Origin of the sequence: Pseudomonas sp. TH39(2020) (genome assembly GCF_016650715.1) — a bacterium.
Taxonomy (GTDB): Bacteria; Pseudomonadota; Gammaproteobacteria; order Pseudomonadales; family Pseudomonadaceae; genus Aquipseudomonas; species Aquipseudomonas mandelii_C.
This window is the reverse complement of the sequence record NZ_JAEKFF010000006.1, coordinates 281,877-296,718: the sequence shown is the minus strand read 5'-3', so window position 1 is coordinate 296,718 and position 14,842 is coordinate 281,877. Positions and strand designations below refer to the sequence as shown.

Annotated in this window: 15 protein-coding genes; 5 read left to right on the top strand and 10 right to left on the bottom strand. The window is 58.4% G+C overall.

Translation table 11 applies throughout. The features are described 5' to 3' along the window. Window positions 1-73 precede the first annotated feature (73 nt). From JFU47_RS09290 to JFU47_RS09265, 6 genes are all read right to left on the bottom strand, one after another. Window positions 74-727 (bottom strand): HAD family hydrolase, encoded by a 654-nt coding sequence (locus JFU47_RS09290; RefSeq protein WP_140894289.1) that lies wholly within the window; start codon window positions 725-727, stop codon window positions 74-76. 34 nt (window positions 728-761) lie between these two features. Next, a complete protein-coding gene (locus JFU47_RS09285; protein ID WP_134419123.1) occupies window positions 762-1,751 on the bottom strand; it encodes an ABC transporter ATP-binding protein in 990 nt (329 codons plus the stop codon). Then, window positions 1,748-2,548: an ABC transporter permease gene (locus tag JFU47_RS09280; protein ID WP_201182614.1), complete on the bottom strand. Its 801-nt coding sequence runs from the start codon at window positions 2,546-2,548 to the stop codon at window positions 1,748-1,750. The genes JFU47_RS09285 and JFU47_RS09280 overlap by 4 nt, the downstream gene beginning before the upstream one ends. After that, window positions 2,535-3,371, bottom strand: coding sequence for an ABC transporter permease (locus JFU47_RS09275; RefSeq protein ID WP_161990853.1), 837 nt, complete (start codon window positions 3,369-3,371; stop codon window positions 2,535-2,537). Before JFU47_RS09275 ends, JFU47_RS09280 begins: the two co-directional genes overlap by 14 nt. A gap of 5 nt (window positions 3,372-3,376) precedes the next feature. Beyond that, window positions 3,377-4,183, bottom strand: a complete 807-nt coding sequence (locus JFU47_RS09270) for an alkaline phosphatase family protein (RefSeq protein WP_201182612.1) — start codon at window positions 4,181-4,183, stop codon at window positions 3,377-3,379. 177 nt (window positions 4,184-4,360) lie between these two features. Then, window positions 4,361-5,431: an ABC transporter substrate-binding protein gene (locus JFU47_RS09265; RefSeq protein ID WP_201182610.1), complete on the bottom strand. Its 1,071-nt coding sequence runs from the start codon at window positions 5,429-5,431 to the stop codon at window positions 4,361-4,363. Between the two features lie 349 nt (window positions 5,432-5,780). On the opposite strand from JFU47_RS09265, the gene JFU47_RS09260 reads away from it, so the two are divergent. Further along, a complete protein-coding gene (locus JFU47_RS09260; protein WP_008145862.1) occupies window positions 5,781-6,494 on the top strand; it encodes a UTRA domain-containing protein in 714 nt (237 codons plus the stop codon). Between the two features lie 30 nt (window positions 6,495-6,524). Here JFU47_RS09260 and JFU47_RS09255 read toward each other — a convergent pair whose 3' ends face one another. Further along, window positions 6,525-7,292, bottom strand: coding sequence for a DODA-type extradiol aromatic ring-opening family dioxygenase (locus tag JFU47_RS09255; RefSeq protein WP_201182609.1), 768 nt, complete (start codon window positions 7,290-7,292; stop codon window positions 6,525-6,527). Window positions 7,293-7,395: 103 nt separating this feature from the next. On the opposite strand from JFU47_RS09255, the gene JFU47_RS09250 reads away from it, so the two are divergent. Then, entirely contained in the window at window positions 7,396-8,052 is a 657-nt protein-coding gene (locus JFU47_RS09250) for a thiopurine S-methyltransferase (RefSeq protein ID WP_201182607.1), read from the top strand. 191 nt (window positions 8,053-8,243) lie between these two features. On the opposite strand, the gene htpX is transcribed toward JFU47_RS09250, so the two are convergent. Both htpX and JFU47_RS09240 read right to left on the bottom strand, forming a co-directional pair. Next, entirely contained in the window at window positions 8,244-9,131 is an 888-nt protein-coding gene (gene htpX / locus JFU47_RS09245; protein WP_008145865.1) for a protease HtpX, read from the bottom strand. 318 nt (window positions 9,132-9,449) lie between these two features. Next, window positions 9,450-10,661, bottom strand: coding sequence for a pyridoxal phosphate-dependent aminotransferase (locus JFU47_RS09240; RefSeq protein ID WP_111452405.1), 1,212 nt, complete (start codon window positions 10,659-10,661; stop codon window positions 9,450-9,452). A 226-nt stretch (window positions 10,662-10,887) separates the two neighbouring features. Between JFU47_RS09240 and msrB the strand changes: the two genes are divergently transcribed. From msrB to JFU47_RS09225, 3 genes are all read left to right on the top strand, one after another. Next, window positions 10,888-11,283: a peptide-methionine (R)-S-oxide reductase MsrB gene (msrB, locus tag JFU47_RS09235; protein WP_140683407.1), complete on the top strand. Its 396-nt coding sequence runs from the start codon at window positions 10,888-10,890 to the stop codon at window positions 11,281-11,283. Window positions 11,284-11,468: 185 nt separating this feature from the next. After that, entirely contained in the window at window positions 11,469-11,954 is a 486-nt protein-coding gene (locus tag JFU47_RS09230) for a glutathione peroxidase (RefSeq protein WP_201182605.1), read from the top strand. Continuing rightward, window positions 11,951-12,412, top strand: a complete 462-nt coding sequence (locus tag JFU47_RS09225; protein ID WP_140683410.1) for a MarR family winged helix-turn-helix transcriptional regulator — start codon at window positions 11,951-11,953, stop codon at window positions 12,410-12,412. Before JFU47_RS09230 ends, JFU47_RS09225 begins: the two co-directional genes overlap by 4 nt. Here the strand turns inward: JFU47_RS09225 and JFU47_RS09220 are convergent. Continuing rightward, complete coding sequence (locus JFU47_RS09220; protein WP_274609987.1) at window positions 12,396-14,717, bottom strand: hybrid sensor histidine kinase/response regulator; 2,322 nt, start codon at window positions 14,715-14,717, stop codon at window positions 12,396-12,398. The genes JFU47_RS09225 and JFU47_RS09220 overlap by 17 nt on opposite strands. Window positions 14,718-14,842: the final 125 nt, after the last annotated feature.

Sequence of the window (14,842 nt, the reverse complement as noted above, 5' to 3'; positions counted from 1 at the left end):
GACTTACATTCAACACATAAGTTGAATGACACGCCGCCTTCGCGAGCAGGCTCGCTCCCACAGGGGGTATGGGTTATTTCCAGATATGGATCGGCCAGCCGGCTTTTTCTGCGTGTTCAAGCAGCACCGGATCCGGGTTTACCACGTGTGGGAAATCTACTTTCAGCAGCAACGGCAAATCATTGCGTGAGTCTGAGTAGAAACTCGCGCCTTCCAGATTTTCCTCTTCCGCATCCAGCCACTCCAGCAAACGAGTGATCTTGCCTTCGCGGTAGGTCAGCGTGCCAACGGTGTGGCCACTATAAACCCCATGAGCCACTTCCAGCTCGATGCCGAGAATCTCGTCAACGCCCAAACGATCGGCAATCGGCCTCACCAGATGCGTACCCGATGCCGATATCACCAAAATCCGATCACCGGCCTTGCGATGGGCAGCAATGGCTTTGGTGGCGTCACTGAAAATGATCGGCTCGATGAAGTCTTCCACCCACGGCCCTACCAAATGGTCGACCTCTTCCGGCGTGCGCCCGATCATCGGCTCCAGGCTGAAGGTCATGTACTCCTCCATTCTCAGTTTTCCGTGGCTGTAGGCGTCCATCAGTTCGTTGTTCTGACGCATGAACGACTCGGGATCGACCCAACCCAGGCGGCCCATTTGCTCGCTCCAAAGGGTGGCGCAGTCGCCGTGGATCAGGGTTTCGTCCAAATCAAAAATTGCCAGGGCCATCAGTGCGGTTCTCTCTTCAACATCAGCAAAGTCATCAGGCTACCTCACACAGGGCCGTCGGATCGATGGAAAGCGCCAGACGCTGACCATCGGGATGCAAATCGGCCGCCGAGCGGTTCAGCACATCCACCACCAATTCCACGCCCCGGGCTTCGACCCGGTAGCGAATCACGTTGCCCAACAGGCTGTGGCTGCGGATTTGTGCATCGAGTTCGCCGTTCAGGCTCAGCTCGATGGCTTCCGGGCGAATCGCGATGCGGTGGGTAATTGGTCGCTGCAGCAGTTTTGTGGCGCTGTCGGCATCCAGCAGGTTGTAGTTGCCGATGAAACCTGCGGCAAAGAAGTCGATAGGGGCGGTGTAAAGGGTCTGGGCGTCACCGCTTTGTACGATCTTTCCCTGATTCATCAGGAAAATCCGGTCGGACATGGTCAGGGCTTCTTCCTGATCGTGAGTGACGAAGATCGTGGTCAAGCCGAGTTCACGCTGGATCTGACGGATCTGTTCGCGCAAGTGCTTGCGAATCCGCGCGTCGAGGGCCGACAGCGGTTCATCCAGCAACAACAGACGAGGCCGGGTCACCAACGAGCGGGCGAGGGCGACTCGCTGGCATTGGCCGCCCGACAGTTGATGCGGATAACGCGCGGCAAAGTCGTTGAGTTCCACCAGTTTCAGTACTTCGGCAACACGCCTATGGCTGTCGTCGGCGTTGACCTTCTGCATGCGCAAACCAAAGGCGACGTTCTGCTCAACGGTCATGTTCGGAAACAGCGCGTAGCTCTGGAACACCATGCCGATCCCGCGTTTCTGCGGGCTCAACGGAACGAGGTCCTGGCCATCGAGCAGGATTTTGCCGCCATCCACCGAGGTCAGCCCGGCGATGCAGCGAAGCAGTGTGGACTTGCCGCAACCGGATGGGCCGAGGAGGGTGACGAACTCACCCTTCTGGATTTCACAGTTGATGTCGCTGAACACCGTGGTGCCTGCGTAGCTTTTCAGTAGGTGTTGGACGCTGACGAAGCTCATTGGCTTTTGTCCTTGTTCAAGATATTGGCAGCCCAGGTCAGAACCAGCACAAAGAAGAAATAGGAAATCACCAGCGCACTGGTGAAGTGGCCGCTGCTGTTGCGCATGTTGTTGAGGTAGACCTGCAGGGTTTCGTAGCGGGTTCCCACGAGAATGTTGGCGAACACGAACTCACCGAACAGGAACGAGAACGACAGCAGCAACGCCACCATCAAACCTTTGCGCAAGTTTGGCAGCACCACCAGGAACGCCGCTTGCCAGGTGCTGGCACCGAGCAGTTGGGCGGCGTCCATCAGGTCGCGCAGGTTGATCGCCTGCAGGTTGTTGGTGATTGCCCGGTACATGAACGGCAGCGCCACGGTGAAATAACAACCGATCAGAATCCACGGCGTCCCGACCATCGCAAACGGCCCGGAACCATAGAGCTGCAACAGACCCACCGACGACACCACCGGCGGCACCGCGAAGGGCAGCAGGATCAGGATGTTCATCAGGGCATCGAGTTTCGGGAAGTGGTAATGCACCACAAACAGCAACGGCAGAATCAGCACCACGGACAGAATCAGCGAGCCGACGCAGACCAGCAGCGATTGACCGAATGAATGAAGAAACCGCGGGTCGCTCCACAGCTCCACGTACCATTTAACGGTGAAGCCGCTGGGCAGAATAGTCGCCGACCAACTGCTGGCGATCGAGTAAATCAGCGTCCCGAGTAACGGCAGTAGCAGTATGGCGAACAGCAAATACACCACCACCCGGTGATAGACACCGACGGGACCCAGTTCAGCGCGAGACATGGTAGCTCCTCTTCAACAGCAGCTGATGCACGATGGTCACCAGGGTCATCAACGCCACCAGCACCACAGCCAGGGCACTGGCCAGGTTCGGGTCCAGGGAGATGTCGCCGGAAACCATCGCCGCGATACGGATCGTCAGCACATTGAAGTTGCCGGTGGTCAGGGCGTACACCGTGGCGTAGGCGCCCAGGGCGTTGGCCAGCAGGATCACAAACGTACCGAGCAGCGCCGGGGTCAGCACGGGCAAACCGATGTGCCGCCAGAACTGCCAGCCATTGGCGCCGAGCAGCGCGGCGGATTCACGCCAGTCTTCGCGCAGGGCATCAAAGGCCGGGTAGAGCAGCAACACGCCCAGCGGAATCTGGAAGTAGGTGTAGAGAATGATCAGCCCGGTTTTCGAATACAGGTTGAAGTCCTGAATAATCCCGGCCTGCTTGAGCATGATGGTGAAGCTGCCGTTGAAGCCCAGCAGAATGATGAACGCGAAAGCCAAAGGCACGCCGGCAAAGTTGCTGGTCATGTTGGCGAAGGCATTGACGAAGTTGCGCAGTTTCGAGTCGACCCGGCGCAGGGAGTAGGCGCCGAGCACCGCGATGATGATCCCGAACACGCTGGACCAGAAACTGATCTCGAGGCTGAACTGGATCGCCTGCAGATAGAACTTCGAATTGAAGATCCTGGTGAAGTTGGCAATGCCCCAGCCGAACTCTTCCGATTGCAGGCTGTTGATCATCACCCAGGACAGCGGCGCGATCTGGAACACGATAAAGAACAGTGCAAAAGGCACCAGGCACAAGGCTGCCAGCCATTTTCCGCGCGTCATGGTGTTCACTTGAGCAGCTCCCAGCACACAGGTTTGTCGTGGGCCACACCCAGCAGTTCGCAGACGGTGCCGCAGATTTCAGTCTGTTTCGGTGCGGCGTTGGCATTGAAGCTGAAAGCGTCGCCGAGCACGAACAACGGTACTTCGCGCTCTTCCTGCAGCAGGCCGTTGTGCGAGCGGTCGTTGTTCATGCCGTGGTCGGCGGTCACCAGCACCTGATACCCGGCGTCGAGCCAGGTTTGCAGGTGGTCGGCCAGAATAATGTCAGCCGAGCGGGCACTGTTGCGGTATTGCGGGGTGTCGAGGCCGTGCTTGTGCCCGGCGTCGTCGATGTTCATGGGGTGGACCAGTAAAAAATTCGGCGCATGGCGCAGGCGCAGGTTTTCAGCGTCGGCGAACAGGTGCGAGTCCGGGTAGTGATCGTTCCAGTAGAAATGACCGTGCTGGATTGGCAGGTCCGGGTCGTCGGTGTGACGATCCCGCGCTGCAACAAACGGCGAGCGGTTATACAGCTCACTGACCCAGTGATAGGCCGCGGCGGCGGTTACAAGGCCGGCATCGCTGGCGTAGTGATAGATGCTGCGCTGGTTGGACAGGCGTGAGACGTTGTTGTGAACGATGCCACTGTCGATCGGCGTGACGCCGGTCAGGATGCACTCGTAAAGCGGTCGGGACAGGGCCGGCAGTTCGCACTCCAGTTTGTAGAGCGCCGCGCGTCCTGCGCCGACATAAGCCTGCAGGTGCCCCATGGCGTGACGGGCGACCTCGTAATTGAGGCCGTCGAGCACGACAAGGATGACGTTGTGCTTCATAGGGGCGATGACTCCGCAAACAGATGATTCAAGTACGCAACGAATCCCTGTGGGAGCGAGCTTGCTCGCGATAGCGGTATGACATTCAACATCTGCGTCGAATGTTCAGCCGTCATCGCGAGCAAGCTCGCTCCCACATTGGATCTCCATCAGATCTCCAGATGGGGATCTACCGCATTACTGCTTCATGTTGACGATGACTTCTTCCTGCCACTTCTGCGGAAGGGCTTTGGAGGTCTTCTCCCAGGCATCTGCGTCCTTGATCGGCGTGACCTTTTTGTACTGCTCGTTAGGCAGCAACTGGGCCTGAACCTCGGGCGGCAGAGTCAGATGCTCGGCGCGGATCGGACGGGCGTTACCGCGTGCCAGATTGGTCTGGCCGGCGTCGCTGAAGATGTATTCGCGGGCCAGTTTGGCGGCATTCGGGTGCTTGGCGTATTTGTTGATGATGGTGGTGTAACCGGAGATCACCGAGCCATCGGATGGAATCAGCACGGTGTAGTCATCCGGGTTAACCATTTTGGCCTTGTAGCTCAGACCGTTGAAGTCCCAGACCACGCCGACTTCGATTTCACCCTTTTCCATGGTGGCAATTGTCGGGTTGGCCATCGACAGGCGGCCTTGCTTGGCGATCTCGGAAAACAGATCCAGCGCCGGCTGGAGATTTTTCTCATTGCCACCATTGGCGAGCGCGGCAGCCAGAACACCATTGGCGGCTTGGGCAGCGGTGCTCACATCACCGATGGAGACTTTGTATTTGCCGTCTTTAAGGTCAGCCCATTTGGTCGGAGCGTCGGAGCCGTGCAGCAACTTGTTGTTGACGATGAACGCGATGGTGCCGGTGTAGGCGAGCGCCCAGTTGCCGTCCTTATCCTTTGCCCAGCTCGGGATCTGATCCCAGGTGCTTGGCTTGTAAGGTTGTACAACGCCTTGCTTCACCGCGATCGGACCGAACGCTGCACCGACATCACCGATATCGGCCGTGGCGTTGTCTTTTTCAGCGGCGAACTTGGCGATTTCCTGAGCCGAGCTCATGTCGGTATCGATGTGTTTCAGGCCGTAGTTCTTGGCCAGGTCATCCCAGGTGCCTTTCCAGTTGGCCCAGTTGTCGGGCATGCCGACGCTGTTGACTTCACCTTCCGCTTTCGCCGCGGCTTCCAGGGTTTTCAAATCGCTATCAGCCGCCATCGCGGCGGTACACATGGCAATGGTCGAGCCTAACAGTGAGGCCAGGAAAAGCTGTTTCATCCGAAGCTCCTTTGGGCGTTTTCAACGCTGCGATTGCGGTTGTGTTGGTCTAGGTCAGCAATACCTGAGCCAATTTAGGCGCCTCTGATGACATTTTGATGTCGACGATCGGTCGGCCTATATTTCTTGAGCGGCAATGCTCAGGCTTCGGAGTAAGCGTAGACCATGGCTAATAGGCTGATATAAAAGGACTTGGCCGTGAATTTGCAGGTGTCTGGATCAACCGTTCGGCGGCTTTGTCATCTGTCAGTCATGTGCAGTGCCTAGGCTTGTCGGGAGTTGAGGGAACCGATTTGAATCGCAGTTCCGCCCCGAAACAGTGCTGGTCTAGTCCAGATAGGTAACGTTGATGCGCATCGAGACAACCAAAGCGGTGACAGCCATCGGGCAGGTTCTGCAGGAACAGCTCGACCATGGCCTGTTGGCGCCCGGGAGCAAACTGCCGGCCGAGCGCAAGCTCAGTGAGTTGTTCGGTACCACCCGGATCACCGTGCGTGAAGCGTTGTTGCAACTGGAAGCCCAAGGGCAGATTTATCGGGAGGAGCGCCGTGGCTGGTTCGTGTCGCCACCGCGCCTGGCCTATAACCTGATGCAGCGCAGTCACTTTCACGCGATGGTCAGTGCACAGGGGCGAGTGCCGTCCACCGAGGTGATTTCGGCGCGATTGCAACCGGCGTCGGCGGCGGTCTGTGCCTGGTTGCAGTTGCCGGCGTTGTCCAGTGTGATTCAGATTTGTCGGGCACGGCGGATTGATGAGCGGCTGGTGTTGTATGTGGAGCACTATTTGAATCCGCAGTTTTTTCCGGGGATTCTGGATTTCGATTTGAATCAGTCGATTACCGAGCTGTATGCGCGGCACTACGACTTGCACTATGGGCGGGTGCGTTTCGAGATTGTGCCGACGGCGTTGTCGGTGGATGCGGCGGCGGCTTTACGGGTGTCGGTGGGGAGTCCGGGGTTGCGCATCGCTCGGGTCAATTACGATCAGCATGAGCGGTTGATCGATTGTGATCTGGAGTTTTGGCGGCACGATGCGATTCATGTCGGGGTCGATGTGGTCTGAGCCTGGGCGCCACAGGCCTCGGTTCTATCATTACCCAAATCGGTAAATGTCCATGCCCAGGGCGCCCATGGTGAATCCCTTGTGGCTCACGCTGAATGTCCCTCCCGCACCGCGCGCAAAGTACAACGGCAACAAATGTTCATCACTGGGATGGTTGCGCACGGCATTCGGTGCTTGCTGACGGTAATCGTGCAACGCGGTTTCGTCGTTGGCAGCGAGTTTTTCGATCATCCAGTCACGAAATGCCTGGGCCCAGGGTTCGACGCTTTCCGGACCGGCGTGCCAGTCCAGTTCGCGCAGGTTGTGGGTAATGCTCCCGGAACCGATCAGCAGCACGCCGTGTTCGCGCAGACTGGCCAGAGCATGACCGACGCGGGTTTGCAGGGCCGGGCCGCCGCGGGTGGGCAGCGAGACTTGCACCACGGGGATGTCGGCTTGTGGATACATCAATGACAAGGGCACCCAGACACCATGGTCGAACGGCCGTTCGGCGTCGATGCGTGCGGGCAGGCCATCGCTCTTCAACAGTTCGACAACCTCTGCGGCCAATTGTGGATTGCCGGGCGCCGGGTATTGCACGTCGAACAACGCCTGCGGAAAGCCACCGAAGTCATGCCAGGTTTCAGGCTGGGGATTGCCGCTGACGAGCAACTCATTGCTTTCCCAATGCGCAGAAACAATTACGATGGCTTTGGGTTTCGGCAATTCTGCGGCCAGGCGAGCGAGGGCAGGCCCGCTGGCGCCCGGTTCCAGTGCCAACATGGGCGAGCCATGGGATATGTACAGGCTGGGGAACATGAATGAGCTCCTGAGGGGTAAGATGGCACCATCTTCAGTCAGATCATTGATCTAAATCTAATATAAGTTTTAGAGTCTTTTGATCGAATTTTCGGGATTAATTATGCAGCCGGAGTTTTGGCACAAGCGGTGGACGTCGAATCAGATCGGCTTCCACCTGCCGGAAGTGAATCCATATCTGCAACGGTACTGGCCGCAGCTGGGCCTGGAAGAGGGCTCGCGCGTACTGGTGCCGCTATGTGGGAAAAGCCTGGATCTGCTGTGGCTGGCGAAATGCGGTCATGAGGTGTTGGGCGTCGAGCTGTCGGAAAAAGCGGTGGAAGACTTTTTCCACGAGCACCAATTTGACCCGGACGTCAGCGACCAAGGCCCGTTTACTGTCTATCGGGCAGGCTCGATCGAGATCTGGTGTGGTGATTTCTTCGCGTTGACGGCCGGCGATGTCGCCGATTGCAGTGCGCTGTACGACCGCGCTGCGTTGATCGCCTTGCCACCGAAGATGCGGGAGCAATACGCCGAGCATCTGAAGCGGATTGTGCCGAAGGATTCGTTGGGGCTGCTGATTACCCTGGACTACGAGCAGACGCAAATGGACGGTCCGCCGTTTGCCGTGCTGGATGACGAAGTACAACAGTTATTCGGTGCTTCGTGGGAGTTGAAGATTCTGGAGGACCAGGACGTTCTGGGCGAGAGCTGGAAGTTCCTGGAAAGCGGTGTTACGCGGCTTGAAGAGCGGGTTTATCGGGTTTCTACTCGGTAAATGATGTTGTTTGTTCTGTGGCCCCTTCGCGAGCAGGCTCGCTCCCACAGTAGACAGCGTCCGCCTGAGCGACTCGGTCCACTGTGGGAGCGAGCCTGCTCGCGAAGGGGCCAGAATGAGCACCACAACATTCAAGCAGACAAAAAAAGGCCCGCATTCAATGCGGGCCTTTTCTTTTAGTGCGGAACGTCTCAGCCCCGACGACGCAGTGCGTCGATGCGCTCTTCCAGCGGCGGGTGGCTCATGAACATGCGGGCGAACCCTTGTTTGATGCCACCGTTGATGCCGAAAGCCGTCAGGGTGTCCGGCATGTGCACCGGCAGCCCCTGTTCGGCACGCAGGCGTTGCAGGGCGCCGATCATTGCGGCGGTGCCGGCCAGACGTGCACCGGCTTCGTCTGCACGGAATTCGCGTTTACGCGAGAACCACATGACGATGGCGCTGGCCAGAATGCCCAGAACCAGTTCGGCGAAGATGGTCGCCACGTAGTAGGCGATGCCCTGGCCTTCTTCGTTCTTGAAGATCACCTTGTCGACAAAGTTGCCGATGATCCGTGCGAAGAACATCACGAAGGTGTTCACCACGCCCTGGACCAATGCCAGGGTGACCATGTCGCCATTGGCTACGTGGCCGATTTCGTGGGCCAGAACGGCTTTCACTTCATCTGGCGAGAAACGCTCGAGCAGCCCTTGGCTGACCGCGACCAACGCGTCGTTCTTGTTCCAGCCGGTGGCAAAGGCGTTCGCCTCGTAGGCCGGGAAAATACCGACTTCGGGCATCTTGATCCCGGCTTCCCGGGACAATTGCTCGACGGTTTGCAGCAGCCATTGCTCGTGACGTGTGCGCGGCTGGCTGATGATTTGGGTGCTGGTGCTCATCTTCGCCATCCACTTGGAGATGAACAGCGAGAACAGCGAACCGGCGAAACCAAAGACCGCACAGAAAATCAGCAGCTGATTGAGGTTGAGATCAACCCCGTTGGCCGCCATGAACCCGTTGAAGCCGAAAAGGCTCAGGGTGATGCTGGCAATCAGCACGACCGCCAGGTTAGTGGCCAAAAACAGCAGGATGCGCATCATGGTTGTAGAAATCTCCTCATGCTAAAGATGTAGCGTACTGCGGGGTATATAAGGTGCTGACCCGGGCTATTCAACCGGGTGACTATTTCAAACTGTGTCCTACGGCAACAGTCTAGCTGCTTGCAGGGCATTTCCGACGCAGGCGCCGGAGGAGTTTGTCAGCCGATTAATCGCCCAGGCCCCCGTCGTTGTTAGACACGAGCACACAGCGAGTCATCATTGAGCGCTTCAAGCAACGATGTGCGGCAGGGCGCAAAGATATGTTGCTGAATTAATCACCGTGCGACTTTCTCAAGCCGTCGCACGGTGACAGTCAGCTTATTGGCGGTAGGACTTGAGGAAGTTGCCGATACGTCCGATGGCCATGTCCAGGTCATCCACGCGCGGCAGGGTCACCACACGGAAGTGGTCCGGCCATGGCCAGTTGAAGGCGGTGCCTTGCACCACCAGCAGCTTCTCCGACAGCAGCAGGTCGAGCACGAATTTCTCGTCGTTATGGATCGGGCAGACTTTCGGGTCGATCCGTGGGAACGCATACAGCGCGCCCATTGGCTTGACGCAGCTCACGCCGGGAATGTCGTTGAGCAGTTCCCAGGTGCGATTGCGCTGTTCCAACAGTCGTCCGTTGGGCAATATCAGATCATTGATGCTCTGGTAGCCGCCGAGGGCGGTCTGGATCGCATGCTGGCTCGGTACGTTGGCACACAGGCGCATGTTCGCCAGCATGTCGATGCCTTCGATGTAGCTCTGGGCGTGGTGTTTCGGGCCGGAAATGGCGATCCAGCCAGAACGGAAGCCGGCCACGCGATAAGACTTGGACAGACCGTTGAACGTCAGGCACAGCAGGTCTGGCGCCAGGGAAGCCGTGCAGATGTGCACGGCATCGTCGTACAGAATCTTGTCGTAGATCTCGTCGGAAAAAACCACCAGGTTGTGCTGACGGGCCAGTTCCAGCATGCCCAGCAGGACTTCTTTCGAATACACCGCGCCGGTCGGGTTGTTTGGGTTGATGATCACCAGTGCTTTGGTGTTCGGGGTGATCTTGGCCTTGATGTCGGCCAGATCCGGCCACCAGTTGGCCTGCTCGTCGCACAGGTAATGCACCGGGTTGCCGCCCGACAGGCTCACCGCGGCGGTCCACAGCGGGTAGTCCGGGGCCGGCACCAGCACTTCGTCGCCGTTGTTGAGCAGGGCCTGCATCGACATCACGATCAGCTCGGAAACGCCGTTGCCCAAATAGATGTCTTCAATGCCGACGCCTTCTACCTGCTTTTGCTGGTAGTACTGCATCACGGCCTTGCGGGCGCTGAACAGGCCTTTGGAATCGCTGTAGCCCTGAGCAGTCGGCAGGTTGCGGATGACGTCCTGGAGGATTTCATCCGGCGCTTCGAAACCAAAAGGCGCCGGGTTGCCGATGTTCAGCTTGAGGATGCGATGGCCTTCCTCTTCCAGGCGTTTGGCGTGCTTGAGCACTGGGCCGCGAATGTCGTAGCAGACGTTGGCGAGCTTGTTCGATTTGCTGACCTGCATGGCGATGTGTTCCCGAAAATGAACGATCCAGGCGGCGTATGAACGACCGTACTGGGAATCCTGCGTATTCACACAGGCCTGACGCCTTGAGAGGCAGCACCCATAAATCCGTTTGAATGCGCGTGGTCTGGCTGCCAGACTGGCGTTTGACGAGGCGCAATCATACGTGCCGCCCGATCCGTGGAAAAGGTACAGATCGGGCTTTTTCAACTGCTGAGGTGTGACGATGGAAAAGTTGGAAAAAACCCTGGAAGAATGGAAAGCAATGCTCGACCCGGAGCAGTACAACGTTTGCCGCCTCAAGGGCACCGAGCGACCGTTCTCCGGCAAATATAACGACACCAAAACCGACGGTGTTTACCACTGCATCTGCTGTAACGAGCCGCTGTTTGATTCCAAGACCAAATTCGACTCCGGCTGCGGCTGGCCGAGCTTCTACGCACCAATCGGCGACAGCGCCATGGTCGAGATCCGTGATGTCAGCCACGGCATGATCCGTACCGAAGTGGTCTGCGCCAAATGCGAAGCGCACCTGGGGCACGTGTTCCCGGACGGCCCGCCGCCGACCGGCCTGCGTTATTGCATCAACTCGGTGTGCCTGGACCTGGTACCGCGCTCGTAATGCGAGCCCTGCAGGAGCTGCCGAAGGCTGCGATCTTTTGATCTTTCGCTTCGATTTCAAGTGAACCCGAAAAGATCGCAGCCTTCGGCAGCTTCTACAGTTGATCGACGATTGATTTATTAAATTGCACGCAATTCAATTGCTCGCTATGTTTGTCTCATCTTCCCTCATTTTGAGTCCTAACCATGAGCGACAACCTGCTGAGCATCCCTTGCACCACCATCAAGGGTGAGCAAAAGACCCTGGCGGATTTCGCCGGCAAGGCCGTGTTGGTGGTCAATACCGCGAGCAAATGCGGCTTCACCCCGCAGTACAAAGGCCTTGAAGAGTTGTGGCAGACCTACAAGGATCAAGGTCTGGTGGTGCTGGGTTTTCCGTGTAACCAGTTCGGCAAGCAAGAGCCAGGCAACGAAGGGGCGATTTCCGAGTTCTGCGAGTTGAACTTCGGCGTCAGTTTTCCGCTGTTCAAAAAGATTGAGGTCAATGGCGCCGATGCCCATCCGCTGTTCGTTCAACTGAAAAAGCGCGCGCCGGGTGTGCTGGGCTCCCAGGGCATCAAGTGGAATTTCACCAAGTTTCTTATTGGCAAGAATGGCCAGTTGGTCAAGCGCTTCGCCCCCGCGACCAAGCCGCAGGACCTGACCCGCGAGATCGAAGCCCTGCTCAAATGAACACCTTGTCAGTCGATTCCCTGAAGCTTGACAGTCAACTGTGCTTCAAGCTGTACGCCGCTTCCCGGGCGGTGATCCGCGCCTACAAGCCGATGCTCGATCAGCTCGGCCTGACCTACCCGCAATACCTGGCGATGCTGGTGTTGTGGGAATGGCAGGAGGCAGCCCCAGAGCAGCCGACGGTCAAGGCGTTGGGCGAACGCCTGGCGCTGGATTCCGGCACGCTGACGCCGTTGCTCAAGCGTCTTGAGCAACTGCAACTGGTTCAGCGTCAGCGCTCGGCGCGGGACGAGCGTGAAGTGCACTTGAGCCTGTCGCCAACCGGCAAGGCCTTGCGTGATCAGGTCGGGCCGCTCAAGGCTCGTCTGTTATGCGACAGCGGTGTGGATCTGGATCGCCTGAATGCTCTGCGCGATGGTCTTGATCACCTTTTGGGGCAAATCAAAGCACTGTCGTAGCAGGGACCCACAAGTCCAGCAGCGCCGCCAACTCTTCCCGGCGGAAGGGTTTTGCCAGGTAATCGCTCATGCCTGCCGCACGACAGCGTTCGCGCTCTTCGGACATGGCGTTGGCGGTCAGGGCGACGATGGGCAGCTGTGGCCAGCGTCCGCTGCGACGGATTTGCCGACTGGCCTCGTAGCCGTCCATCACCGGCATGTTGCAGTCCATCAGCACCAGATCGAATTCGCTCTGCTCCAGCTGATCCAGCGCCTCACCACCGTGACCGGCGACAATCACCTCGCAACCGAGTTTTCCGAGCATCCCCTTGGCCACCAGTTGGTTGACCGGATTGTCCTCCACCAGCAGCACGCGTCCGCGTCGTTGTGGGGAGAGGGCGTCGAGCCGTGCACCGTTGATCGTGTTGAGTTCCGGCTGCAGGGTTCGCCGTAGCGTCTGGTACAGCGCGTTGCGTGCCAGAGGCCGCGCCTGTTGCTGTAAGGGGGCAAGGGCGAGGGCTTCTTCGCTGGGCATGAAACTGCCGTAAGCGGTGACCAGCAGAATGGGCGCTGTACACGAAGGACGCAGGCCAAACAGGCATTCGGGACAATCGGTAATCAGAACATCCGGGTTCAGGCCCAGCAACGAGTCATCGATGGAACGCTGCTCATAGTCGAGCCCCCAGCCGGGCAACACACTGCTCAACAGTTCTGCCAGACCGCTGCTGGCGGCGGTGATGGCGATGACCTTGCCCTGTAAAGAGGCGGGGGGAAGGGCGCGGGTGTGGCTGGGCAGCGGCAGATCCGCACAGAACTGGCTGCCGAAGCCTGCTTCCGAGCTGATGGTGAGGCGCCCTTGCATGGCTTCGCAGAGGTTGTAGGTCAGTGCCAGGCCCAACCCGGTCCCGCCGAATTGCCGGGTAATGCCGGCACCCGCTTGCGTGAAGGGCTGGAAGATCTTGACCTGGGCGTCCTGGGCGATACCGATGCCAGTGTCGCAGACTTCGATCCTGACGCCGTCCTCGAACGTCGACAGGCGCACATCGACCCGACCGAAACGGGTGAACTTGAGGGCGTTGGACAAGAGGTTGCTGACGATCTGTCGGACCCGGGTGGGATCCCCGAGCACCAGGGCCGGAAACTGCGGGTCGATCAGGCAGCTCAGCTCGACACTTGGCGCGGCGTTTTGCGATAGCAGGTTGGCGGTGTCTTCGATCAGCGAGCCGAGGTCGAACGGAATATGTTCGAGCTCAAGTTGGCCGGCATCGAACTTCGACAGATCGAGAATATCGTTGAGCAGTTCCACCAGTACTTTGCCCGAGTCATGGGCGATGGACAGCTGTTGCTGTTGCTCGGCGTTGAGCGGGCCGTCCAGGGACAGCGCGATCATCCCCAGCAGGCCGTTGAGCGGCGTACGGATCTCGTGGCTCATGTTGGCCAGGAACACCGAGCGCGCTTCGGCCATGTCCAGGGCGGTCCTGCGGGCGACTTCCAGCTCCTCGTTGGATTGGCTGAGCCGGGAGTTGATCGCCTTGAGTTCCGCGGTGCGGGCCGAGACGATGTTCTCCAATTGCCCGAGGTAGTCGGTCAGGCGGTTTTCCGCGTTGCGTCGCTGCTGGATTTCGGTGGCGATGTTTTCGAATTGTTGATTGGCAACCTTGACCAGTACACCGATTTCATCGTTTTCATGGTCCGTCGGACACTCCAGCGACGTCGACTCCGTGCTGCGCGGGTCGCGACTGCTAAGTTCACGGATGACCCGCACCAACGGCTTGGTCAGCATCACGTAGAACAGCGCCAGCAGGATGCCAGTCAGCAGCAGGCTGCGAGCGAAGCCATTGAGCAGGGTCACCTCGGCTCGACGCAGGAACCGGTTGCCGAATGAATAGGTGTCGACATCCAGGCGCAGGGTGCCGAGGGATTCGGTTGGCAAGTGATCCAGGTAGAGACGGTCTTCGAACTGTCGGTTGGCGCCGAACAGGAAGTCACTGATCACCCGATAACTGCTTTGCACGCCCGGGCGTTTGACGTTGGCCAGCACGGTATTGTTGTTGTCGGTCAATTGCGCGCCGATGATCGCCGGCGAGCGCAACAGGCCCAGGGTCAGTTCCTGAGCGAGTTCGGCGTCGATGTTGTAGGCGATACGGGACGCGGGGTTGTGGCTGATTTCCAGCAATGACAGGATTTCGCGGTTGATGGAGGCGTCTTCACTGGCATAATCGATGCCTATTTGCAGCAGACTGAGCAGCGTGCCCAGAATGAAACCGACCAGCACAGTAAGCCTGGCTTGCTTGTAGGACAGCCGGTTGGTGAACTTGATATCCATGGGGTGTTGAACCACTTCCGTTTCCCTTCGCTGCTCAAGCATAGTCGATCATGCATGGATACCGATGTTCTCGCGAGCCCTTGTGCAAAGGGATGAACCGGACACCGAACGCTGTGTGTTGTTGC